At 68.4% G+C, this 21,588-nt stretch carries 21 protein-coding genes and 1 riboswitch; of the genes, 16 read left to right on the forward strand and 5 right to left on the reverse strand.

What is annotated here, in order from left to right; all coding sequences use genetic code 11:
• Positions 1–2 precede the first annotated feature (2 nt).
• Genes ABIA71_RS10940 through ABIA71_RS10970 form a run of 7 tightly spaced genes read left to right on the forward strand, consistent with a single transcriptional unit; the run spans position 3 to position 7,340 of the window.
• Positions 3–1,049: an alginate O-acetyltransferase AlgX-related protein gene (locus ABIA71_RS10940; protein WP_354285218.1), complete on the forward strand. Its 1,047-nt coding sequence runs from the start codon at positions 3–5 to the stop codon at positions 1,047–1,049.
• A 4-nt stretch (positions 1,050–1,053) separates the two neighbouring features.
• On the forward strand, positions 1,054–2,178 hold the full coding sequence (locus ABIA71_RS10945; protein ID WP_354285219.1) for an alginate O-acetyltransferase AlgX-related protein: 1,125 nt from the start codon (positions 1,054–1,056) through the stop codon (positions 2,176–2,178).
• Positions 2,179–2,190: 12 nt separating this feature from the next.
• Positions 2,191–3,771: an MBOAT family O-acyltransferase gene (locus ABIA71_RS10950; protein WP_354285220.1), complete on the forward strand. Its 1,581-nt coding sequence runs from the start codon at positions 2,191–2,193 to the stop codon at positions 3,769–3,771.
• A 13-nt stretch (positions 3,772–3,784) separates the two neighbouring features.
• Entirely contained in the window at positions 3,785–4,015 is a 231-nt protein-coding gene (locus tag ABIA71_RS10955) for an acyl carrier protein (RefSeq protein ID WP_038690541.1), read from the forward strand.
• Positions 4,016–4,044: 29 nt separating this feature from the next.
• On the forward strand, positions 4,045–5,520 hold the full coding sequence (locus tag ABIA71_RS10960; RefSeq protein ID WP_354285221.1) for an AMP-binding protein: 1,476 nt from the start codon (positions 4,045–4,047) through the stop codon (positions 5,518–5,520).
• Entirely contained in the window at positions 5,517–6,203 is a 687-nt protein-coding gene (locus ABIA71_RS10965) for an alginate O-acetyltransferase AlgF (protein ID WP_354285222.1), read from the forward strand. Before ABIA71_RS10960 ends, ABIA71_RS10965 begins: the two co-directional genes overlap by 4 nt.
• A gap of 3 nt (positions 6,204–6,206) precedes the next feature.
• Positions 6,207–7,340 carry an acyl-CoA dehydrogenase family protein gene (locus ABIA71_RS10970; RefSeq protein WP_354285223.1) on the forward strand — a complete coding sequence of 378 codons (1,134 nt, stop codon included), beginning with the start codon at positions 6,207–6,209 and terminating at the stop codon, positions 7,338–7,340.
• A gap of 43 nt (positions 7,341–7,383) precedes the next feature.
• Here ABIA71_RS10970 and ABIA71_RS10975 read toward each other — a convergent pair whose 3' ends face one another.
• The 3 genes from ABIA71_RS10975 to ettA form a co-directional block, all read right to left on the reverse strand.
• Positions 7,384–8,382: a DUF4434 domain-containing protein gene (locus ABIA71_RS10975; protein WP_354285224.1), complete on the reverse strand. Its 999-nt coding sequence runs from the start codon at positions 8,380–8,382 to the stop codon at positions 7,384–7,386.
• 68 nt (positions 8,383–8,450) lie between these two features.
• Positions 8,451–9,767, reverse strand: a complete 1,317-nt coding sequence (locus ABIA71_RS10980) for an NCS2 family permease (protein WP_354285225.1) — start codon at positions 9,765–9,767, stop codon at positions 8,451–8,453.
• A 149-nt stretch (positions 9,768–9,916) separates the two neighbouring features.
• A complete protein-coding gene (gene ettA, locus ABIA71_RS10985) occupies positions 9,917–11,581 on the reverse strand; it encodes an energy-dependent translational throttle protein EttA (protein ID WP_128096664.1) in 1,665 nt (554 codons plus the stop codon).
• A gap of 236 nt (positions 11,582–11,817) precedes the next feature.
• Between ettA and ABIA71_RS10990 the strand changes: the two genes are divergently transcribed.
• The 7 genes from ABIA71_RS10990 to ribD all read left to right on the forward strand — a co-directional run bounded on the left by ABIA71_RS10990 (position 11,818) and on the right by ribD (position 17,098).
• Positions 11,818–12,291 (forward strand): RcnB family protein, encoded by a 474-nt coding sequence (locus ABIA71_RS10990; protein ID WP_128096663.1) that lies wholly within the window; start codon positions 11,818–11,820, stop codon positions 12,289–12,291.
• Positions 12,292–12,444: 153 nt separating this feature from the next.
• The gene (gene glyA / locus ABIA71_RS10995; protein ID WP_354285226.1) at positions 12,445–13,698 is read left to right on the forward strand and encodes a serine hydroxymethyltransferase; all 1,254 of its coding nucleotides are present in this window, start codon (positions 12,445–12,447) and stop codon (positions 13,696–13,698) included.
• Positions 13,695–14,138 carry a hypothetical protein gene (locus ABIA71_RS11000; RefSeq protein WP_354285227.1) on the forward strand — a complete coding sequence of 148 codons (444 nt, stop codon included), beginning with the start codon at positions 13,695–13,697 and terminating at the stop codon, positions 14,136–14,138. Before glyA ends, ABIA71_RS11000 begins: the two co-directional genes overlap by 4 nt.
• Positions 14,113–14,619, forward strand: coding sequence for a hypothetical protein (locus ABIA71_RS11005; protein WP_354285228.1), 507 nt, complete (start codon positions 14,113–14,115; stop codon positions 14,617–14,619). The genes ABIA71_RS11000 and ABIA71_RS11005 overlap by 26 nt, the downstream gene beginning before the upstream one ends.
• Positions 14,620–14,858: 239 nt before the next feature.
• On the forward strand, positions 14,859–15,338 hold the full coding sequence (locus ABIA71_RS11010; RefSeq protein WP_354285229.1) for a hypothetical protein: 480 nt from the start codon (positions 14,859–14,861) through the stop codon (positions 15,336–15,338).
• An 83-nt stretch (positions 15,339–15,421) separates the two neighbouring features.
• Positions 15,422–15,943 carry a transcriptional regulator NrdR gene (nrdR, locus tag ABIA71_RS11015; protein WP_354285230.1) on the forward strand — a complete coding sequence of 174 codons (522 nt, stop codon included), beginning with the start codon at positions 15,422–15,424 and terminating at the stop codon, positions 15,941–15,943.
• Positions 15,944–16,015: 72 nt separating this feature from the next.
• Positions 16,016–17,098 (forward strand): bifunctional diaminohydroxyphosphoribosylaminopyrimidine deaminase/5-amino-6-(5-phosphoribosylamino)uracil reductase RibD, encoded by a 1,083-nt coding sequence (ribD, locus tag ABIA71_RS11020; protein ID WP_354285231.1) that lies wholly within the window; start codon positions 16,016–16,018, stop codon positions 17,096–17,098.
• A gap of 62 nt (positions 17,099–17,160) precedes the next feature.
• Here the strand turns inward: ribD and ABIA71_RS11025 are convergent, their stop codons facing one another.
• Positions 17,161–18,045 (reverse strand): hypothetical protein, encoded by an 885-nt coding sequence (locus tag ABIA71_RS11025; RefSeq protein ID WP_354285232.1) that lies wholly within the window; start codon positions 18,043–18,045, stop codon positions 17,161–17,163.
• Between the two features lie 715 nt (positions 18,046–18,760).
• Complete coding sequence (locus ABIA71_RS11030; protein WP_354285233.1) at positions 18,761–19,399, reverse strand: outer membrane beta-barrel protein; 639 nt, start codon at positions 19,397–19,399, stop codon at positions 18,761–18,763.
• Positions 19,400–19,559: 160 nt separating this feature from the next.
• Positions 19,560–19,704: riboswitch (FMN riboswitch) on the forward strand.
• Positions 19,705–19,779: 75 nt separating this feature from the next.
• On the opposite strand from ABIA71_RS11030, the gene ABIA71_RS11035 reads away from it, so the two are divergent.
• Positions 19,780–20,406 (forward strand): riboflavin synthase, encoded by a 627-nt coding sequence (locus ABIA71_RS11035; RefSeq protein ID WP_354285234.1) that lies wholly within the window; start codon positions 19,780–19,782, stop codon positions 20,404–20,406.
• Positions 20,403–21,500: a 3,4-dihydroxy-2-butanone-4-phosphate synthase gene (ribB, locus tag ABIA71_RS11040; RefSeq protein WP_354285235.1), complete on the forward strand. Its 1,098-nt coding sequence runs from the start codon at positions 20,403–20,405 to the stop codon at positions 21,498–21,500. The genes ABIA71_RS11035 and ribB overlap by 4 nt, the downstream gene beginning before the upstream one ends.
• Positions 21,501–21,588 lie beyond the last annotated feature (88 nt).

The following is a 21,588-nucleotide window of genomic DNA, read 5'->3' on the forward strand; positions in this document are numbered from 1 at the left end:
ACATGGATACGCATTCTTTGCTGACCCCCACCGCCCCCCGCCGTCGCCTGCGGGCCGGCCTGCCGCTGCTGGCCGTGCTGTGCGCACTGGCCGGCGCCGGTGCCGCGCAGGCGCAGGCGCCCGCTGCCGCACCGGCAGCAGCCAGCAAGGACGACTCGGCCATCGTGCTGGTCGGCAAGGACGGCTGGCTGTTCCCGGCGTGGGGCAGCCTGAGCGCGGTGGACATGCAGGCGGTGGACGCCTCCACCGGCCTGATCGCCGAGACCAAGGCCCGCCTTGCCGCACGGGGCGTGCGCCTGGAGCTGCTGTTGCTGCCCGACAAGGTGCTGTTCTACGAAGATCGCCTGCCCGAGGGCAAGGTGGTGAGTGCCTCGGTGGAAAAACGCTACGACAGCATTCTCGGCTCGCTGCAGAAGGCCGGCGTGGATGCCCTGGATGCGCGCAAGGTGCTGGCCGGCGTGCGCGCTGGCGGCACCGACGTGTTCTATCGCAGCGACCAGCATTGGACCCAGGCAGCCGCCGACGCCACCGCCGATGCACTGGCGGCACGGATCAAGCAGGCCGTGCCGAACCTGGCCGGCGAGCCCGGCACGGGCACGCCGCTGGGCAAGGAAACCCGCGAGCGCCGCTATGGCGACCTGGCCGAACTGTTCCTGCCCCCGGAACAGCGCGCCGCGGTCGGCCGCGAAACCTTCACCGTTCGCCGCGCCGCCGAATCGCAGGGCCTGCTCGACAGCGGCAAGGCACCGGTGCACGTGACCGGGCACAGCATGGTGCAGGCCTACTTCGGCTTCCCGCAGAAGCTCTCCAATGCACTGGACCGCCCGGTCACGGTCAACTGGAAGGCCGGCAACGTGGGCCCGTGGATCATGCTGCTGGAGTACCTGGAGTCCGACGACTTCCGCACCAATCCGCCGCAGGTGCTGGTCTGGCAGATGTTCGAACCGGTGTACGGTTTCGGCCCGCAGGCCCAGGGCCAGTGGGACAACGCGTCGATCATGACCCCGGCGCAATTTACCGCGCGTGTGAACAAGGCACTGGGGCAGTAACCCGATGAGTGCACGTCCCGGCGCACCCGCGCCCCTGCCTCCGGCTGCGCCCGCCCGTGCCCACCGTCCCACGACGGTGGTGGTGATCGTGTTGCTGGTCATCGGTCTGATCGCTGGCGGCTGGATGCTGGGCAAGGCCAGGATCCCCGCGGCCGCGCTGGCACCGGCGCGCTGGGCCGACGGCGAAGCCGGCCGCGCGATCAACGAAGCGCTCAAACTGCCGGTGCAGGCCCAGGCCGACCTGGCCACGGCCGCGCTGCGCTATCGCCTGCTCGGCGACCTGGGGCCGCAGGTGGCGCTGGGGTGCCCGGATTGGCTGTTCTACCGCGACGGGCTGCGCCCGCCGCCGGGCGCGGGCGAACACGTGCTGCAGCAGCGCGTGCGGCTGATGCAGCACTGGACGACGCAGCTCAAGGCGCAGGGCGTGCAGGTGCTGGTAGTGGTGGTGCCGGACAAGTCGCGCATCGAGCAGGCGCATACCTGTGGTCTGCGCCATTCAACGGCCATGCGCGCGCGGCTGGGCCAGTGGCAGCAGGCGCTGGGTGCCGCCCAGGTGGCCTCCACCGACCTGCTGCCGGTACTGCAGCAGGGCACGGCGCCGGTGTTCTTCCGCACCGACGTGCACATGAACCGGATCGGCGCGCAGCGCGCCGCCGACGCGGTGGCCGCCTCGGCGCTGCCCATGCTGGGCGGGCGGGGCGGGCAGGCGTTCGAGGTCGGCGCGCCCGGTGCGCCCAAGCCGCGCATGGGCGACCTGATCGTGCTCGCCGGCCTGGAGAAGGCGCCGCCGGCCTGGCGCCCGGCGCTGGATCGCGAGCCCGAACAGGTCATCGCGCCGGTGCGCAGCGGTGGGCTGCTCGACGACACCCCGCCGGTGGACGTGCTGCTGCTGGGCAGCTCCAACGGCCGCCGCAGTCTGTTCGCCGAACGCCTGGGCAATGCCCTGGGACGCGAAGTGTGGAACCAGAGCCTGGATGGCGGGCAGTTCTCCGGCGCGCTGCTGGCCGCCTGGCCGCAGCGGGCGCAGTGGCCGCCGACGCTGAAGCTGGTGGTCTGGGAATTTTCTGAAATGGCCCTGTCCTTGCCGTTGACCGACGGTGAGCAGGCAACGCTGGCCGAGATCGACTGAGCGCTACGGACGATGCTTTTCAACTCCTTCCTGTTCCTGCTGGTGTTCCTGCCGATCGCGCTGGGCGTGCATTACGCCCTGGGCGCGGTCCGGCCGCGCCTGGCCGCCTTGTGGCTGTGCGTGGCGTCGATTGTGTTCTACGGCTGGTGGAACCCGCAGTTCGTGATCCTGCTGTCGGGCTCGATCGTCTTCAACTACCTGGTCAGCCTGGTGATCCTGTCGCTGGCCAAGCGACCAAAACTGCAGCTGCTGGCCACCGCACTGGGCGTGGCCGCCGACCTGCTGCTGCTGGTGCACTACAAGTACTTCGCGGCGATGGTGAACTTCGTCGGCGAGATGGGCTTCAACGTCGGCCCGATGGATGCGCTGATCCTGCCGCTGGGCATCTCCTTCTTCACCTTCACCCAGATCGGTTACCTGCTCGACTGCCGGGCCGGCGTGGTCAACGACCGCAGCCCGCTCAGCTACGTGCTGTTTGTGACCTTCTTCCCGCACCTGATTGCCGGTCCCATCCTCCACCACAAGGAGATGATGCCGCAGTTCAGCAAGCGCGAAACCTATCGCTTCCAGGCCGACAACCTGTCGGTGGGCGGCATGCTCTTCGTGATCGGGCTGGCAAAGAAAGTGCTGCTGGCCGACACCATCGCCCCGTATGCCGATGCGGGCTTTGCCTCCACCGGCGAGGTGCAGTTCTGGGGCGCCTGGGCCACCGCGCTCAGCTACGCGCTGCAGCTGTACTTCGATTTCTCCGGGTATTCGGACATGGCCCTGGGCTTGGCCCGCATGTTCGGCATCCGTTTCCCGCTCAACTTCAACTCGCCCTACAAGGCGACCAGCGTGATCGATTTCTGGGCGCGCTGGCACATGACCCTCACCCGCTACATCACCGCCTACCTGTACTACCCGGTGGCGATGGCGGTAACCCGCTGGCGCACCCGCCATGGCCGCGCCACCGGCCCGGCGGCGGTGGCCTCGGCGGGCGGCTTCCTGTCGATGATCGTGCTGCCCACGGTGTGGGCGATGGGCCTGGCCGGCATCTGGCATGGCGCGGGCCTGCAGTTCCTGATCTTCGGCCTGCTGCATGCCGGCTACCTGTCCATCAACCACGCCTGGCGCGTGTTCGTCGGCGGACGCAAGCCGGCCGCGCTGCGCCAGCTGCGCTGGTACCAGCATGCCGGCTATGTGCTGCTCACCTTTGGCGCGGTGCTGGTGGCGCAGGCGTTCTTCCGCGCCGACGGCGTGCACGACGCCTGGCAGCTGGTCCAGGCCATGTTCGGCGTGCGCGGTTGGGAAAGCCTGGAGAACCTGGGCTACCTTGGCGGCATGGGGCTGGGTGACAGCTGGCGCCTGCTGGCCGGCCACCACGTGCAGCTGCTCTACATCCTGGTGCTGCTGGCCATCGTCTGGCTGGCACCCAACGCCCAGCAGATCATGGGCGTGTACGGCCCGTCGCTGGCCAAGCCGAGCCCGGCCCCGCGCGCGTGGATGCGCTGGCAGCCCAACTGGCAGTGGCTGCTGGTGATGCTGCTGATGCTGGGGCTGTCGCTGCTGAGCCTGCACAAAGAATCCCGTTTCCTCTACTTCCAGTTCTGACAAGGTGAACCCGATGGATATCCAGACCCTCCAGGCCCAGTTGATCGACATCGTCGAAGCGGTGATCGGCACCCGCGTGCAGCCCGACGAGTACATGGAGTCGCTGTTCGACTCGATGTCCAAGGTGCAGTTGATGGTCGAGGTCAAGGACCGCCTCGGCGTGACCCTGCCGGTCGATGAGATCGACGCGCTGGTTGATTCGGTGCAGGTGCTGGCCGACTACGTGGCCGCGCACCAGCGCTGAGCCGTATCCCCCCTGCAGGAGCTGCGCGCATGCGATTCGATTTCGACCACTGCCGCTTCGTCGCGCTGGAGCACGCCCCGCATGCGCCGGCGCTGCACGATGCCGACGGCACCCTGGACTGGGCCGCGCTGCATGCAGCCACCCAGGCCTGGATCGCGCGCGCGCAGGCGGCCGGCGTGCAGCCTGGCTACGCGCTGGTGATCTCCGGGCACAAAGAGTCTGCGTTCGTGGTGGCCATGCTCGGCTGCCTGCAGATGGGCGTCGCCTATGTGCCGGTGGACACCATCAACCCGGCCGCGCGGCTGCAGCGGATCACCCAGCTCACCCATGCCGGCGCGGTCTACGATGCCGCCACCGACACCTTCGGGCCCGGTGCCGATGCACCGCGCGCGCTCAGCGTGCCGGACCTGGCCTACATCATGTTCACCTCCGGCAGCACCGGTGACCCGAAGGGCGTGCAGATCGGCCGCGACAGCGTGGCGCTGTTCACCGGCTGGATCCGCGACTGCCTGCAGCTGGGTGAGGCGCCGGCCTTCCTCAACCAGATGCTCTTCAGCTTCGACTTCTCGCTGTTCGACCTGTGCGGCGCGCTCGGCACGGGCGGCAGCTGCGTGCTGTGCCCGCGCGAGGTGATCGCCGACAGCGAACGGTTCGTTGAACACCTGCGCCACTCGGCGGTGGCGGTGTGGGCCTCCACGCCCTCGTTCGTGCGCCAGCAGATGCTCAACCCGCGCTTCAACGCCGAGCACCTGCCGTCGCTGCGCGTGTTCGTGTTCGGCGCCGAGTCGCTCACCCCGCGCGTGGCTGAAGAGCTGTGGGCGCGCTTCCCGCAGGCGCGCATCATCAACTCCTACGGCCCCACCGAAGCCACCTGTTCCACCACCTGGGTGGAGATCGACCCGGCGCTGCGCGCGGCCGCGCCCAATCCGTTCCCGATCGGCGTGGCCAAGCCCTACGCCGAGGTCTTCATCGACGACGGCGAAATCTGCATGGCCGGCGACCACGTCATGCGCGGCTACCTGGACCGTCCGGACCTGGACCACGGCGTGCTGTTCGACCACCACGGCAAGCGCGCCTACCGCAGCGGCGACCTCGGCGGCCTGGACGCGGAAGGGCGGGTGTACTTCCGCGGCCGCAAGGATGACCAGATCAAACTCAACGGCTACCGCATCGAACTGGCCGAAGTGGACGCCTCGCTGTCCACCCTGGACGGCGTGGTGGCCGGCGCGGCGGTGGTGCTGCGCCGGCCCGACGGCAGCCTGGTGCGCATGATCGGTTTCGTCGAACTGTCCCAGCCCGGCGAAGGCGCGGTTCAGCCGCTGCCGGCGTCGCTGCAGGACTGGAAGGCGCAGCTGGGCCGTCGCGTGCCGCCGTACATGATTCCCTCTGAACTGATCGCCGTCGATGCGTTGCCCACCGGCAACAGCAACAAGGTGGATCGCCGACAACTGGAGCAGCGCTACGCAATGGCGCGCACGCTTCGCCGCCAGGAACCCAACGCATGAAACTGCCTTTGATATCGCTCGCCGCCGCCGTGCTGGCCCTTTCTCCGCTGGCCGCCAGCGCCCAGCAGGCGGCCCCCGAAGGCCGCCTGGCCCAGCTCTATGCGGCACGGCCGCCGGCCGGTTCGGCGTTCGTGCGTGTCCTCAACCCGGGCAGCGCCGCGCTCAAGGTCGCTGTCGGTCCCGGCGCCGAACAGACCGTCGGCCCGGCCACGCGGGCCAGCCGCTACGCGATCGTGGAGGGCGGGAAGCCGTTCACCGTGCGCGTGGCCGGCAAGCCCCGCACCCAGCCGCAGGTTGCGGCCGGCAGCTTCACCACGCTGGTACTGGACGCCGCCGCCCCGTCGAAGCCCCTGGCCGCACTGGCCGATGGCGGGGGCACCAGCGACGCGCTCAAGGCCGAGATCCGCTTCTACAACCTGGCCAGTGGCTGCACGCAGGGCCGCCTGGCGATGGCTGACAAGGGTGCGGTGGTGTTCCCGGCCGTCGCGGCCGGCAGCAGCAGTGCGCGTGGCATCAACCCGGTCAAGGCACGCCTGGTGGCCGGCTGCGGCGGCAAGGACAGCGCGCCGCTGGCGCTGCCGGCGTTGCAGCCCGGCGACCACTACAGCCTGTTCCTGACCGGCAGCGCCACCGCCCCGGTGCTGCAGGGCCAACTCAGCGGCACCGACCCGGTAGGCCGCTGATCCATGCAGACCCGTCCGGTATTCGGTGAGGACCATGCGCTGTTCCGCGCGCAGGTACGGCGTTTCATTGCCGAACAGATCGCCCCGCAGTACGCGCAGTGGGAGCGCGACGGCATCACCCCGCGCGCGCTGTGGCGTGCAGCCGGCGAGGCCGGCCTGCTCAACTGCCAGCTGCCCGAGCCGTACGGCCTGGGCGGCGACATCGGCCACGCCGCCTGTGTGATCGAGGAACTGGCGCGCGCCAACTACCTGGGCATCGGCTTCTCGATCCACTCGGACATGGTGGCGCCCTACCTGATGCAATACGGCAGCGACGCGGTACGCGCGCGCTGGCTGCCGGCCATGGCGCGCGGCGAGGCGATCGGCGCCATTGCGATGACCGAACCGGGCGCGGGCAGCGACCTCAAGGCGGTCCGCACCCGTGCCGAACGCCAGGGCGAGCATTACCTGCTGAACGGCCAGAAGACCTGGATCACCAACGGCAGCAATGCCGACGTGGTGGTGGTGGTGGCCACCGTGGCGCCCGAACTGGGCGCGCGTGGGCTCACCCTGTTCTGCGTGGATACCCGCCTGCCCGGCGTCACCCGCGGCGCACCCATGGCCAAGATCGGCCAGCACGCGCAGGACACCAGCGAGCTGTTCTTCCAGGACGTGGCGGTACCGGTGTCGCACCTGCTGGGGGAAGAACAGCGCGGCTTCGACTACCTGGGCGAACAGCTGGCGGCCGAGCGCATGGCCATTGCGTTGCGCGCGGCGGCATCGGCCGAAGGCATGCTGGAGGAAACCGTGGCCTACGTGCGCCAGCGAAAGGCGTTCGGACGCTTCCTGATCGACCACCAGAACACCCGGTTCGTGCTGGCAGGCGCGGCGGCGCAGCTGGCGATGCTGCGCAGCTTCCTCGACCAGTGCCTGTCAGAGCAGCTGCAGGGCCGACTGGACGCGACCGTGGCGGCGATGGCCAAGCTAAACGCCACCGAACTGCAGGGCAGGATCCTTGACGACCTGCTGCAGCTGCATGGCGGTTATGGATACAGCAGTGAGTACGGCATCGGCCGCGCCTGGACCGACGCACGCGCGCTGCGCATCTTCGGGGGCAGCAGCGAGATCCTGCGCGAGATCATCGGCCGCACGTTGTAACCGCCCGGCAGCTACCGGGCGTGGGTGGGTAGGCCCGCGCGCCTTACAACCCCCACTGCCGCCGCAGCGCCTTCGCCTGCGGCGTGTCCTGCGACAACCACGGGTCCAGCGCATACACCAGCACGTGTTCGGCACCGCTGTCGCGCGCCCACGCCAGCTGGCGCTCAATCCGCGCGGCGTCGGCGGTTTCGCCCTTGAACTGGGTACCGTCGTGGTTCTCACCGGGCAGTTCGCGGAACAATTCCACGATCGCATCGAACGCTACGCCGCGTTGTTTCAGCATCGCCAGCAACGGCTTGAGCTGCTGCACATTGCCGGCCCCGGCAACGCCAACGCCGTCCTGCACCATCGGCCGCAGCGGCACCTGGTCCAGCAGGCTGGCCCACACTGTCTCCAGGCGCCCGCTGGTCTGCAGGCGGCTGAAGTAGGTGGAGATGGCGCAGTCGCCGCCGCGCGCCTGTGCGGCCTGGTGCAGGCCGTGCAGCCATTGGCCCAGCCACTGCACGCGGGCCGGGTCGGCCCAGTGGTACTGCTCGATCTCATAGGGCAGGTACCAGCCGCCGAAGGCCTGCAGGCGTGCCCACGGTGCCTGCGCCAGCCACTGCTGGGCGCGCGCCAGGCTGCTGGCGAAGAAGGCCTGCAGCGCGGCGTCATCGCCGCCGATCGCCTGCCACCACGACTGTTCGAAGGGCAGCCCCACCCGCACGGTGATGCCCGCTTCGCCTGCGGCGGTGAACAGCATGCGCAGGCCGGCATCAGTCAGCTGCCAATCGCCTTCCGGCGCGCCGTGGATACCGCTCCACTGCAGCACCAGCTGCTTGCAGCCCAGGCGCTGGGCCAGCCCCACCGAGCGCTGCCAATCGGCCATGGTCCAGTCCAGATGGCTGCGCCAGGGCTGCAGGAACGTGCCCTCTACCTGCACCGGCATCGAACAGCCGGGCAGGGTGGCCAGGGCACCCATGGCGGGGGCCAGCAGCGCGGCACGCAGCAGCCGGCGACGCAACGGCGAAGACAGATCGGAAAGCACGCGGGCATCAGTCATGCCACATCATCCCAGAGCCGCGTTGCGGAGGGGTGAACCGCGCCATCGGCGCCGGTGGGCGCACACCCTTACTCCAGCGCGTAGCGCAGCACGAACAGGCCGGCCACCAGCCACACCGCCGGGTGCACCTCGCGCCAGCGCCCGGTGCCGGCCTTGAGCACCGCATAGGCGATGAAGCCGAAGGCCAGGCCGTTGGCAATGGAGTAAGTGAACGGCATCGCCAGCGCACACAGCGCGGCCGGCACCGATTCGGTCAGGTCGCTCCAGTCCACGTCCACCAGCTCGCGCAGCATCAGCCCGGCCACGAACAGCAAGGCAGGGGCGGTGGCATAGCCGGGCACCATCGCCGCCAGCGGCGAGAACAGCAGGGCGGCCAGGAACAGGGCCGCCACCACCAGCGCGGTCAGGCCGGTGCGGCCACCGGCCTGCACGCCCGACGCGCTTTCGGCAAACGCGGTGGTGCTGCTGGTGCCCAACAACGAGCCGGCCACGATGGCGGTGCTGTCGGCCAGCAGCGCACGGCCGAAGCGCTTCTGCGCGCCGGGAAGTTTCAGCAGGCCCGCACGGCCGACCACGCCGTACAGCGTGCCGGTGGCATCGAACACTTCCACCAGCACGAACACCAGCACCACCTGCAGCAACACCGCGATCGGCGCGCCGCCGTTGTGGTGCAGCAGCCCGGGCAGGTCCAGCTGCAGGAAGGTGGGTGCCAGGCTGGGCGGCAGCGAGATCAACCCATGGAACTGCACATCACCGAGCAGCCACGCCGCGCCGGTGACCGCCAGAATGCCGATCAGGATCGCGCCGCGTACCTTGCGTGCTTCCAGGATCGCAATCAGCAGGAAACCGGCCAGGGCCAGCAGCGGTGGGGCGGTGTTGAGCGGGCCCAGCGCCACCAGGGTGTCGGTGTTGGCGATGATCACCCCGGATTTCTGCAGCGCGATGATGGCCAGGAACAAGCCGATACCGGCCACGATGGCCGCGCGCAGCGAGGGCGGAATGCCCGCCACCAGCCAGGCACGCACGCCGGTCAGCGACAGCGCCAGGAACACCAGCCCGGAAATGAACACCGCTGCCAGCGCCTGCTGCCACGGCAGCCCGGCCGCCCCGACCACGGTGAAGGCGAAGAAGGCGTTCAACCCCATGCCGGGGGCCATGCCCACCGGGAAGTTGGCGGCAAACGCCATCACCAGCGACCCCAGCGCCGCGGCCAGGCAGGTGGCCACGAACACCGCGCCCGGGTCCATGCCGGTGGTGGCCAGGATGTCCGGGTTGACGAAGACGATGTAGGACATCGTCAGGAAGGTGGTCAGCCCGGCCAGCATCTCGGTACGCACAGAAGTGCCGTGCTGCTGGAGCTGGAACAGGCGCTCGGGGAGGGACATGGTGGAATCTCGTGACGATGTGGTGTCACGACCAACGGTCGTGACCAACCGGTATGCAAAACGGCTGCGCAGTGTGCGCGTGTGTCATGACCTGCGGTCACGACCTATCCAAATGTAAACGGCCGCGCAGAGCGCGGCCGTTTCCTTTTTTACTTCAGCGCCTTGAAGCGCAGGCGCTTCGGGGCGGCGTCGTCGCCCATGCGGCGGCGCTTGTCTTCTTCGTACTCGCGGTAGTTGCCCTGGAAGAACTCCACGTGCGAGTCGCCTTCGAACGCCAGGATGTGGGTCGCGATGCGATCCAGGAACCAGCGGTCATGCGAGATGACGAAGGTGTTGCCCGGGAACTCCAGCAGCGCATCTTCCAGTGCACGCAGGGTTTCGATGTCCAGATCGTTGGACGGTTCATCGAGCAGCAGCACGTTGCCACCCTGCAGCAGGGTCTTGGCCATGTGCAGGCGGCCACGCTCACCACCGGACAGCGACCCCACCAGCTTCTGCTGGTCCTGGCCCTTGAAGTTGAAGCGGCCGATGTAGGCGCGCGACTGGATCTCCACGCCATTGATGTTGAGGATGTCCAGGCCGCCAGCGATTTCCTGGAAGACGTTGTGGTTGCCTTCCAGCGCGTCGCGGCTCTGGTCCACGTAGGACAGCTTGACGGTCGGGCCGACCACGATCTCGCCGGTATCGGGCTTTTCCTGGCCGGTGATCATCTTGAACAGGGTCGACTTACCGGCACCGTTGGGACCGATGATGCCCACGATCGCGCCACCGGGCACCAGGAAGTTCAGGTCGTCGAACAGCAGGCGGTCACCGAACTTCTTGGAGACGTTCTTGAACTCCATCACCGCATTGCCCAGGCGCTCGCCCGGCGGAATGAAGATTTCGTTGGTCTCGTTGCGCTTCTGGTAGTCCACCGACTGCAGTTCTTCCAGGCGGGCCAGACGCGCCTTGCCCTTGGTCCGGCCGCCCTTGGCGTTCTGCCGCGACCATTCCAGTTCCTTCTGGATCGCCTTCTGGCGGGACTTTTCCTGGTTGTCTTCCTGGCGCAGGCGGTCGTCCTTCTGGGTCAGCCAGTCGGTGTAGTTGCCCTTCCACGGAATGCCGCGGCCGCGGTCCAGTTCCAGGATCCACTCGGCGGCGTTGTCCAGGAAGTAGCGGTCATGGGTAACGGCCACCACGGTGCCGGTGTAGCGCGCCAGGAACTGTTCCAGCCATTCCACGGACTCGGCGTCCAGGTGGTTGGTCGGTTCGTCGAGCAGCAGCATGTCCGGCTTCTGCAGCAGCAGGCGGCACAGCGCCACGCGGCGCTTTTCACCACCGGACAGGGTGCCCACAATGGCTTCCCACGGCGGCAGGCGCAGCGCATCGGCGGCCACGTCCAGCTGGTTTTCCAGGGTGTGCGCGTCGCCGGCGGCCAGGATCGCCTCCAGGCGTTCCTGTTCCTTGGCCAGCTTGTCGAAGTCGGCGCCTTCCTCGGCATAGGCCAGGTACACCGCGTCCAGCGCGGCCTGGGCCTGCAGCACCTCGCCCACGCCTTCCTCGACCGACTCGCGCACGGTCTTGGTCGGGTCCAGCTCCGGTTCCTGGGCCAGGTAGCCGACCTTGATGCCGGCCTGCGGGCGGGCTTCGCCCTCGAAGTCGGTATCCACGCCGGCCATGATCTTGAGCACCGTCGACTTGCCCGAGCCGTTCAGGCCCAGCAGGCCGATCTTGGCACCCGGGAAGAACGACAGCGAGATGTCCTTGATGATCTGCCGCTTGGGCGGGACCACCTTGCTGACGCGGTTCATGGTGTAGATGTATTGCGAGGACATGAGGTCTCCGAAGGCGCAACCCTGCGCCCGTTCCAGGCGGAACAGGAACAGATGAATAAAGGGGTACCCCCGATTATAGCCGGAAGCGATGACAGACGCCGGTCTGCCCACGGGGCGGGGCTTGCCGGGGCCTGAATGGGCCGTCAAAGCCGTTGAAATGGAAACCGTTTCCAGCCGGAAACCGTTCAGATGCCGTCAGCATGATGGAGCCATCAATCCACCAAGCGAGGCCAATCATGCGCATGAATCGATTTGTGGTCGGGGCCGTTGCCTCGCTGCTGGCCTTGGGCACGGTGGCGCCGGCCTTCGCCGACAACGACCACCGCGGCCGTGGGCACGACCGCCATGACGACCGGCATGATCGCCACGACCGTCGCCACGACCGGCATGATCGCCGCGACTGGCGCGACGATCGCCGCGAGGCCCGCCACGACCGCCGCTACTACGACAACCGCGGCTATTACCGCCCGGCACCGCCGCCGCGCGTGGTCTACCGCCCGGCCCCGGGCTATGGCTCCTACGGCTGGGCGCGCGGCCACCGCTACCGCGAGTACTACGGCGGCCCGGTGTACGTGGTCAACGACTACAGCCGCTACTCGGTGCGCCGTCCGCCGCGTGACCATCACTGGATCCGCGACGACCGCGGCAACCTGCTGCTGGTCGCCATCGCCACCGGCATCATTGCCGACTACGTGATCAACAACCGGTAAGCCCGGCGGCAGTGAACCGGCCCGGCCTGGACGGCGCCCCTCGGGGCGCCGTTCTGCGTTCCGGGGCGCGTGCGCCCGGATTGGTCACCCCGGGCCGTGGGGACTACAATCCAGAGCTCGCGCTGTACCCCCTCTGCCTGCCTGGAGTAACCGATGTTCCCGCGTGACGTCCGCATCGAAACCTACGATCCCGAACTGGCCAAGGCCATCGCCGCCGAAACCCAGCGCCAGGAAGACCACGTCGAGCTGATCGCCAGCGAGAACTACACCAGCCCGGCGGTGATGGAAGCCCAGGGCAGCCAGCTGACCAACAAGTACGCCGAAGGCTACCCGGGCAAGCGCTACTACGGTGGCTGCGAATACGTGGACATCGCCGAACAGCTGGCCATCGACCGCCTCAAGCAGCTGTTCGATGCCGACTACGCCAACGTGCAGCCGCACAGCGGTTCGCAGGCCAACCAGGCCGTGTACTTCGCGCTGCTGCAGCCGGGCGACACGATTCTGGGCATGAGCCTGGCCCACGGTGGCCACCTGACGCATGGCGCCAAGGTCAACGCGTCGGGCAAGCTGTTCAATGCGGTGCAGTACGGCGTGGACGAAGCCGGCCTGATCGATTACGACGAAGTGGAACGCCTGGCCGTCGAGCACAAGCCGAAGATGGTCGTCGCCGGTTTCTCGGCGTACTCGCAGGTGGTGGACTGGGCGCGCTTCCGCGCCATCGCCGACAAGGTCGGTGCCTACCTGTTCGTGGACATGGCGCACGTGGCCGGCCTGGTTGCCGCGGGCGTGTATCCCAGCCCGTTGCCGCACGCCCATGTGGTCACCTCGACCACCCACAAGACCCTGCGCGGCCCGCGCGGCGGCATCATCATCGCCAAGGGCGCCGACGAAGACCTGGTCAAGAAGCTGCAGTCGATCGTGTTCCCGGGCATCCAGGGCGGTCCGCTGATGCACGTCATCGCCGGCAAGGCCGTGGCGTTCAAGGAAGCGCTGGAGCCGGCCTTCAAGACCTACCAGGCGCAGGTGGTCAAGAATGCCCAGGCGATGGCCAACACGCTGATTGCGCGCGGCTACAAGATTGTTTCCGGCGGCACCCGGAACCACCTGATGCTGGTCGACATGATCGGCAAGGACGTGTCGGGCAAGGACGCGGAAGCCGCGCTCGGCAAGGCCCACATCACCGTCAACAAGAACTCGGTGCCCAACGACCCGCGTTCGCCGTTCGTGACCTCCGGCCTGCGCCTGGGTACCCCGGCAGTGACCACCCGCGGCTACCTGGAGCAGGACTGCGTGGACCTGGCCAACTGGATCGCCGACGTGCTCGACGCCCCGGCTGACGAGGCCGTGATCGCCCGCGTGCGCGATGCGGTCAGCGCGCAGTGCGCCAAGTACCCGGTCTACGGTTGATCGATCTGCTGGACCAGCGCCGGTTCTACCTGGCCGTGGCCCTCCTGTTCGGAGTGCCCGGCCTGGTCCTCGGCGCGACGCTGGCCGGCCTGGGGATGGTGGCCGGCGTGGGTCAGACACAGCTCGGCGGGTTGCCGCCGCCCCTGCTCGCCGTGGGGTGGGCACTGTCCGGACTGCTCGGGCTTCTGGCGTGGGTCCGGCTGAGCTGGGCCTGGGTGAGCGCCGGACGGGACGGCCTGCAGTGGCCGCATCGGTCATGGTGGTGGCTGCTGGGCCTGGGCGTTGCCGCTGCACTGGCCTTGGTCGGTGCGGTGGTGCTCGATATCGGGCCGGGGCGGGGGGGTGCCTACCTGCTGCTGCTGGCCGGGCCGCCGGTGCTCGTTCCCTCCGCCGTCCTGTACGTGCAGCGACACCGTGGCACGCAGGAACGCCTGCAATGAGCGCTGGGCGCACGCGGCGCCGTCCGTGCATCCGGTAGCCGACGCATCGGCACGGCGTGATCGGCGCCAGCGCCTTCTCTATGCCGCGCTGGCGGTGCTGTTGGGCGGCCCCAGCGTCCTGCTGGGCGGGGCGCTTGCGGCCATGGGCATGGTGGGCAGCGTGGCGTCACTGGCCGACGGCACCGTCGCGCTTCCCGGGCAGGCGCTGATGCTGGTGTGGGGGATGGCCGGTCTCGCCGGCTGCATTGCCTGGTTGGGGCTCAGCTGCAGCTATCTGCTGGAAGGACGCAGCGCACTGCGCACCCGCAGCCGTGCCCAGTGGGCGGCGATGCTGCTGGGCATGCTCGCCAGCCTGCCGATGCTGGGCATCGGGCTCTGGTTGGGGTTTACCCACGGCAGCGAGGCGTTCGGCCTGCTGCTGGCGGGACCTTCGCTGCTGGTTCCGGCCGGCATACTGTGCCGATTGCGACCCCGCGCCTGAGGGCCGCGCGAGGGACCGTTACGCGCCAGCGCAGATCGAAACGGGGCGACGATAGCCGCGAAGAACTCGACGCGCGCTATGTGTGCAGCGGCTTCGATCGCGCGCGGCAGAATTCTGTACCGGGTGCAGCCGGCTGGTCAGGCACGGGTGATTTTCGGATTAATTGCATATTCGAGCGCGGGCGGTTGGTTCTAGCGTCGCCCATTGCCGTGACCTACGGCTGTCTCGAGGCAGAGCATGTGACGCATCCCGTCCCTTCGCAATCGATTCCTTCGCTTTCCCGGTATCAGATCGGTTTTGCCGTCCACCTGCTGGCAGTGGGTCTGCCCTTGATGGTCGTCTCGTTGTCGTGCTTCGTGGTCATCGTGCCGTTGGCCGTGTTCGAAGGCGGTGCCTCGATGGTCGGGCTGCGGCGGGGCTTCCTGGCGTGGTATGGCACGGTGCTGGCGGGGGCTGCGGCGATGGCGCGGCTGGGCTGGGGCTGGTTGGTCCGGCGACGCCCGCTCCGGCAGGGCAGCCGCCGGGCCTGGTGGTTGCTGCTGGCCGCGTTACCGGTCCAGGCCGCGGCGTGGTGGGCCATGCTGCGGTTCGGCACCGGCCTGGATCTCAGCCAGTACGGGCATTACCTGTGGGCCGGTACGCCGCTGGCCGGATGCGTGGCGCACCTGGCGTGGCTGCGGTGGCGGGAAGGGACCGGGGCCACGACGATACGCTCCTGATATTTGTGCGGGCTGACCTTCTCAGGTACCGTTGCGACGCTGCCGTGACCACGGCATGACGTTTTCCTGATGCAAGGCGTTCCATGTACTGTCCGTTCTGCCAGCATGCCGATACCCGTGTGATCGATTCGCGCGTCTCTGAAGACGGGGCGACGATCCGGCGTCGGCGTGAGTGCGAGGCCTGCAACGAACGCTTCAGTACCTTGGAAACCATCGAGTTGAAACTGCCGGCGATCGTCAAGAGTGACGGCAGCCGCGAAGCATTCGACGCGCGCAAGGTACGCAGCGGCTTCGATCGCGCGCTGCAGAAGCGCCCGGTGCCCGAAGACCAGATTGAACTGGCGGTGCGCGCGGTGATGCAGCAGGCACGTGTCTGCGGCGAGCGTGAAATCCCGTCGATCAAGATCGGCGAGTTCGTGATGAACGAACTGCGCAAGCTCGACCACGTTGGCTACGTGCGGTTCGCCTCGGTGTACCGCAGCTTTGGCGACGTGGCCGATTTCCGCGAGGAAATCGAGAAGCTCGAACGCGACCTGCCGGCCAGCACCGAACAACTGCAGCTGCTGGGCGGCGTGATTCCGCTGGACAAGAAAAAGAAGGGCTGAGTCCCGGCCGCCTCGCGGCGACCCCGGCTGGGCTACCATCGGCGCTGCACGCCCGCCGCCGATTGAACTGCCATGACCGATTTTTCCGCACTCGACCACCTGCACATGGCCCACGCGCTGCGCCTGGCCGAACGGGCGGCGTACACCGCGCGGCCCAATCCCATGGTGGGCTGTGTGATCGCCCACGTGGACGAGGTGGTGGGCGAGGGCTGGCACCAACGCACCGGTGGTCCGCATGCCGAAGTCTTCGCGTTGCGCCAGGCCGGTGAACGCGCGCGCGGTGCCACCGCCTACGTCACCCTGGAGCCCTGCGCGCATTACGGGCGTACCCCGCCCTGTGCGCTGGCGTTGATCGACGCGGGCGTGACGCGGGTGGTGGCGGCGATGCGCGATCCGTTCCCGAAGGTGGATGGCGGTGGCTTCGACCTGCTGCGCACGGCGGGCATCGACGTCGCCGAAGGCCTCATGGCCACCCAGGCGCGCGAGCTCAACAAGGGCTTCCTGTCGCGTATCGAGCGCGGCCGGCCGTGGCTGCGGGTGAAGCTGGCTGCCAGCCTGGACGGCCGCACGGCGATGGCCGACGGGACGTCCAAGTGGATCACCGGCGCGGCCGCACGCGAGGACGTGCAGCACTGGCGCGCGCGTGCCGGCGCGATCCTGACCGGCGCCGACACGGTGCTGGCCGACGACCCGATGCTGACCGTGCGCCTGGCCGACACCGAGGTACTGCCGCCGCTGCGCGTGGTACTCGATTCACGCCTGCGCTCGCTGGAATGCTCACGCGTGCGCGAGGGCGGGGCACCCACGCTGTACCTGCATGACGCGGCGGTGAGCGCTCCCGATGCAGCCGATGCGGACTTTGCCAGCATTGCCTGCCGCGAAGGCCGCCTGGAGCTGGGCGCGGTGCTGGCGCTGCTGGCCGAGCGCGGCATCAATGAAGTGCACACCGAAGCGGGTGCGACGCTGGCCGGTGCGTTGCTGGCCGGCGGTTGGGTCGATGAGCTGCTGCTGTACCAGGCACCCACGCTGCTGGGCGAGCATGGCTTGCCGTTGCTGTCGGGGCTGGGCATCCATGCGATGGAGCAGCAGCGACGGATGCGCGTGGTGGACCAGCGCCAGGTGGGCGACGATCTGCGGGTGCTGTTGCGGGTGTGATCGAGGGTGGGCGGTGCCGGTTTGCGAATGCCGACCAACGGTCGGCACCCGCGGTGTTGCGCTCAACGGCAGGCGTCGGTCCACATCATTTCAACGATGGAGCGCAGTGCCTTGCACTCCTGCACCATGGCCTCCACCGATTGGGTCTGGGCCTTGTCCTTCAACTCTTCGGCCATCGCATCCACGCCGTTGAGCTGCTCCGGCGCGATCTTCGCCACGCACTGGCGGTGCTGCTGCAACAGCAGGTCGCAGCTGGCCACGCCGGTGACCGTCGGTGCGTCCTTCGCGGCGGCGTCCTGCTGCCATGCGTCGAACGGCAGCAGCGCATCGACCACCGGCGCCACCAGTGCATCCAGGTTGCCGCTGTACCAGTAGCCGTTGTCCTTGGCCGGGTACAGATCCACGGTGCCGCGCACCTCGCGGCGCGGACCGCTGCTGAGTGCGGCCACGTAGGCGTCGGTGAAGCGCTTCAAGCCGGCCGGGGTGTTGTTGGCCACGCTGGCGTCGAACAATGGGCGCAGGTCGTCCAGCGCCGTCACCTGGCAGCTGAAGTCGACCGTGGCGATCTTCGCGCCGTCCACCGCGTCGTTGTCGCGCAGGGTGCTGCGCTGCGCACGGCAGTGGGTCTTGCCCAGGTTGGCCGCCACCACGGCGGGCATCGCCTTGATGCGCGCGTCATCGGTACCCGCCGCGGTGAGCAGGCCCTGCAACGGCGAAGCGAGCGCGGTGGCGAACGCGCCCTTGTTGAAATCGATCGGGTCCTGGCCGTCATAGGCCGGGCGCAGCGCGTCGTTGAGCGTGCGTGCGGCCGCCGCGTCGTCTTCCAGCATCACCCGTGCGTACAGGTCGAAGGTCTGTTCGGGCGTCAGCGGTGCCGGTGCGGCGGCGGTCGCCAGCAGCGGCATGCACAGCAACAGCGAGGTGGCCAGTACGTGGCGGGTATTCATGAAGGTCAGCGTCCAATGCAGGGCGCGGAAGCCTAACGCATTTCACACCGGCGGCCGATGTTTCGCCGGTAGAGCCACCCCACGGGTGGCTGCACGCGGCTCACGCGCCCGCCCCCCGCCAACGCCTGCCACGGTGCAGAGGGCGCGGTGCGCCTGGCGCCGGAATGCAAAGAACAACCAAACGGTTCTTATTCCATCTGAGGAGAAGTGGAAACATGCGATCACGGTTTCAGACGCGGTTGTCGGCGGGTCGGGCGCTGGGGCCCCATACCCTTTCCGGCGAATGTCCTCCGGCGTCGGCCTGCGGCCGCCCCCTCCCCCTTTACTTCGCCTCCAAGGGTATGGGGCCCCAGCGCCCGACCCACCGACCTGCGCCAAACAGGCCTGGCTTCTACCTGCTTACCGCACGCCGAGCCCCGTAGCGGCCGGTAGGCTCCTGGGCAACGTAAAGGAGGAGGCCGCCACGCGGCCGGGGGACATTTGCGCCAGGGGCCTACCGGCTGCTACGGGGCACTCACGCTCGCGACCGGCCCGATCGGAGATGCCAGCCTATCCAAACGGCACCTGCACACCCGGCCACCCGTGTAGCCTCGTGCTCGCTCTTCGAGGACCCTGCAGAAATCACGCTCCCCGCAGAGGGGAGAAGAACCAAAAAAAACGGGCCCCTTTCGGGACCCGTTCGATCATGGCGCAGCGGAGAACCGCCGCCGCCCGATCAGAAACTCGCGCGCACGCCCACCGAATACTGGGTGACTTCGTCGTACGCCTGCACTTCGCCAACCAGACCCCAGGTCGGGGTGAAGTTGACCTGGCCACCGAGGGTGCCGGTCCAGGTGCCGTCCATGTCGCTGCCGTCGATGTAGCCGGCCTTCAACCAGGCTTCGGTACGCGGCGAGGGCTTGCCACGCACGCCCAGGGTGGCGCGGGCGGCGTTGGTGTGTTCCTTGTAGCGCTCGGTTTCGAAGCCGTCGGCTTCGTACTTGGCTTCATTGTTGATGCGCAGCCAGGCGATGTCGGTGGTGAAGTCGACGCGGTCGCTCATCGGCATGTGGTAGCCGATGCCCAGCTCCGGCTGCTTCAGCTCCTGCTTGACGCGCACGTCATAGACACCCAGATCGTAGGTGGTGGTCTTGGACACGGTGCTGTAGGCACCGAAGACGTGCACCTGTTCGGCGATGGCGAACGAGCCGCGGACATAACCACCGTCCAGCTTCGGCTTGGAGGGGGCGCCGTTGCGGTCCAGCTGCAGCTGGGTCCAGCCACCTTCCACGTAGGTGTAGCTCAGGCCTTCGGCCGCGACGGCCGACAGCGGGGCAGCGGCCAGCAGGGCGGCGGCCAGGAGAATCTTGCGCATGCAGGTTCCTTGAGTGGTGTTGAGGTCCATTTCAGCCGGCCCTTCACTGGGCGGCAGGAGCGGCGATCACTGCCGCGCGGGCGAATTTTAACCAGAACTTCACAAAAAGCGAGCAGTCAGGTTGCCCTGTTACAATGGCCGCGCCGGCTCGCCGGTACACAAACGTCTTCAGGGCGGGGTGCGATTCCCCACCGGCGGTAGGTGCGCAAGCACGAGCCCGCGAGCGCTTCCGGCCCTGCCGGAAGGTCAGCAGATCCGGTCCAATGCCGGAGCCGACGGTATAGTCCGGATGAAAGAAGACGGTGCGACCGGGCCTTGGGCTCGGTGTGCACCTATATGCCTTGCGGCGTTTTTCGCTCACTTTTCGCGGAGAACGTTCCTTGTTTACTGGAATCATCGAAGGCGTCGGCCGTCTGGCCGCACGCGACACCCTCGGCGGCGACGTCCGCTTTACCTTCCACGTGGGCACCCTGCCGTTCGACAACGTGCAGATGGGCGAGAGCATCGCCATCAATGGCGTCTGCCTGACCGTCATCGCCCACGACGCCACGTCCTTCCAGGCCGACGCGTCCACCGAGACCCTGGGCCTGACCACGCTGGGCCAGCTGGCCGACGGCGCGGTGATCAACCTCGAACGCGCCATGCGCCCGACCGACCGCCTTGGCGGCCACCTGGTCAGCGGCCATGTCGACGGCCTGGGCCAGGTGCTGTCCATCCATGACGATGCCCGCGCCCAGCGCTGGCGCTTCGCCGCGCCGGCCGCGCTGCTGCGTTACATCGCCAAGAAGGGCTCGATCTGCGTGGACGGCGTCAGCCTGACCGTCAACGAGGTCGATGCGCAGGGCTTCGAGGTCGCGCTCATCCCGCACACCGTGGCCAACACCGCCTTCGCCGCCACCGGCGTGGGCAGCGCGGTGAACCTGGAAATCGACCTGGTGGCCCGCTACGTGGAACGTTTGATCAGCGTGCCGGCCAGCGGTTCGCACGCACAAGGAGATGCGGCATGAATTTCGCCCCCATTCCGGACATCCTGGAAGACATCCGCCTCGGCCGCATGGTGGTCATCGTCGATGACGAAGACCGCGAGAACGAAGGCGACCTGATCATGGCCGCCGAGCTGGTCAAGCCGTCGGACATCAATTTCATGGTCACCCACGGCCGTGGCCTGGTGTGCCTGCCGCTCACCCGCGAGCGCGCCGCCGACCTGGGCCTGGCGCCGATGGTGCAGGCCAATACCGCGCAGTTCCAGACCAACTTCACCGTCAGCATCGAGGCGGCCGAGGGCGTCACCACCGGCATCTCGGCCTACGACCGTGCCCACACCATCCGCACCGCGGTGAAGCCGGATGCCAAGCCGGCCGACCTGCACCAGCCGGGCCACATCTTCCCGCTGATCGCCCAGCCGGGCGGCGTGCTCACCCGCGCCGGGCATACCGAAGCGGGCGTGGACCTGGCCATGCTGGCCGGGCTGGAGCCGGCCGGCGTGCTGGTGGAAATCCTCAACCCGGATGGCAGCATGGCGCGCCGCCCGGAGCTGGAGGTGTTCGCCCGCGAGCACGGCCTGAAGATGGGCTCGATCGCCGACCTGATCGCCTACCGCCTGGCCACCGAGAAGACCGTCGAGCGCGTGGACGAGCGCGAGATCGACACCGAGTTCGGCCCCTTCAAGCTGGTCACCTACCGCGACCGGATCGCCCACGACCTGCATTTCGCCCTGGTCCGCGGCACCCCGGACACCGAACCCACGCTGGTCCGGGTGCAGGTGGAAAACCCGCTGGCCGACCTGCTGCACTGGCGCCGAGACGACTTCGGCGTGGCCTCCACCGACGCCCTGCGTGCCATTGCCGCCGCCGAGCGCGGGGTGATGGTGGTGCTGTCGGCCCCGCGCGACACAAACAGCCTGCTGGCCCGCCTGCGCCAGCAGCCGGCCCCGGTGACCCCGGGCAAGGACAAGGACGTGAGCCAGTGGCGCCGCAACGGGGCCGGCGCGCAGATCCTGTCCGACCTTGGCCTGGGCAAGCTGCGCGTGCTGGGCACCCCCCGCCGCCAGATCGGCCTGGCCGGGTACGGGCTGGAAGTGGTGGAAACGGTCACCCCCTGACCGGCCACCGCCCGTGGCGCCGGGCGCTGCCCGGCTACCCCAACACCCGTAGCGCCGGGCTCTGCCCGGCTACCCGCAAGACCCCGTA

It is taken from the genome of Stenotrophomonas sp. 2619 (genome assembly GCF_040548725.1).
Taxonomy (GTDB): Bacteria; Pseudomonadota; Gammaproteobacteria; order Xanthomonadales; family Xanthomonadaceae; genus Stenotrophomonas; species Stenotrophomonas maltophilia_AP.

What these genes read in the sequence shown, in the direction of transcription:
- ABIA71_RS10975 (WP_354285224.1), bottom strand. Translation starts at nt 8,382, where the DNA reads ATGACTGATGCCCGCGTGCTTTCCGATCTGTCTTCGCCGTTGCGTCGC.
- ABIA71_RS10970 (WP_354285223.1), top strand. Translation starts at nt 6,207, where the DNA reads ATGCAGACCCGTCCGGTATTCGGTGAGGACCATGCGCTGTTCCGCGCG.
- nrdR (WP_354285230.1), top strand. Translation starts at nt 15,422, where the DNA reads ATGTACTGTCCGTTCTGCCAGCATGCCGATACCCGTGTGATCGATTCG.
- ribB (WP_354285235.1), top strand. Translation starts at nt 20,403, where the DNA reads ATGAATTTCGCCCCCATTCCGGACATCCTGGAAGACATCCGCCTCGGC.
- ABIA71_RS10960 (WP_354285221.1), top strand. Translation starts at nt 4,045, where the DNA reads ATGCGATTCGATTTCGACCACTGCCGCTTCGTCGCGCTGGAGCACGCC.
- ABIA71_RS11030 (WP_354285233.1), bottom strand. Translation starts at nt 19,399, where the DNA reads ATGCGCAAGATTCTCCTGGCCGCCGCCCTGCTGGCCGCTGCCCCGCTG.
- ABIA71_RS11025 (WP_354285232.1), bottom strand. Translation starts at nt 18,045, where the DNA reads ATGAATACCCGCCACGTACTGGCCACCTCGCTGTTGCTGTGCATGCCG.
- ABIA71_RS10980 (WP_354285225.1), bottom strand. Translation starts at nt 9,767, where the DNA reads ATGTCCCTCCCCGAGCGCCTGTTCCAGCTCCAGCAGCACGGCACTTCT.
- glyA (WP_354285226.1), top strand. Translation starts at nt 12,445, where the DNA reads ATGTTCCCGCGTGACGTCCGCATCGAAACCTACGATCCCGAACTGGCC.
- ABIA71_RS10965 (WP_354285222.1), top strand. Translation starts at nt 5,517, where the DNA reads ATGAAACTGCCTTTGATATCGCTCGCCGCCGCCGTGCTGGCCCTTTCT.
- ABIA71_RS10990 (WP_128096663.1), top strand. Translation starts at nt 11,818, where the DNA reads ATGCGCATGAATCGATTTGTGGTCGGGGCCGTTGCCTCGCTGCTGGCC.
- ettA (WP_128096664.1), bottom strand. Translation starts at nt 11,581, where the DNA reads ATGTCCTCGCAATACATCTACACCATGAACCGCGTCAGCAAGGTGGTC.
- ABIA71_RS10950 (WP_354285220.1), top strand. Translation starts at nt 2,191, where the DNA reads ATGCTTTTCAACTCCTTCCTGTTCCTGCTGGTGTTCCTGCCGATCGCG.
- ABIA71_RS10955 (WP_038690541.1), top strand. Translation starts at nt 3,785, where the DNA reads ATGGATATCCAGACCCTCCAGGCCCAGTTGATCGACATCGTCGAAGCG.
- ribD (WP_354285231.1), top strand. Translation starts at nt 16,016, where the DNA reads ATGACCGATTTTTCCGCACTCGACCACCTGCACATGGCCCACGCGCTG.
- ABIA71_RS10945 (WP_354285219.1), top strand. Translation starts at nt 1,054, where the DNA reads ATGAGTGCACGTCCCGGCGCACCCGCGCCCCTGCCTCCGGCTGCGCCC.
- ABIA71_RS10940 (WP_354285218.1), top strand. Translation starts at nt 3, where the DNA reads ATGGATACGCATTCTTTGCTGACCCCCACCGCCCCCCGCCGTCGCCTG.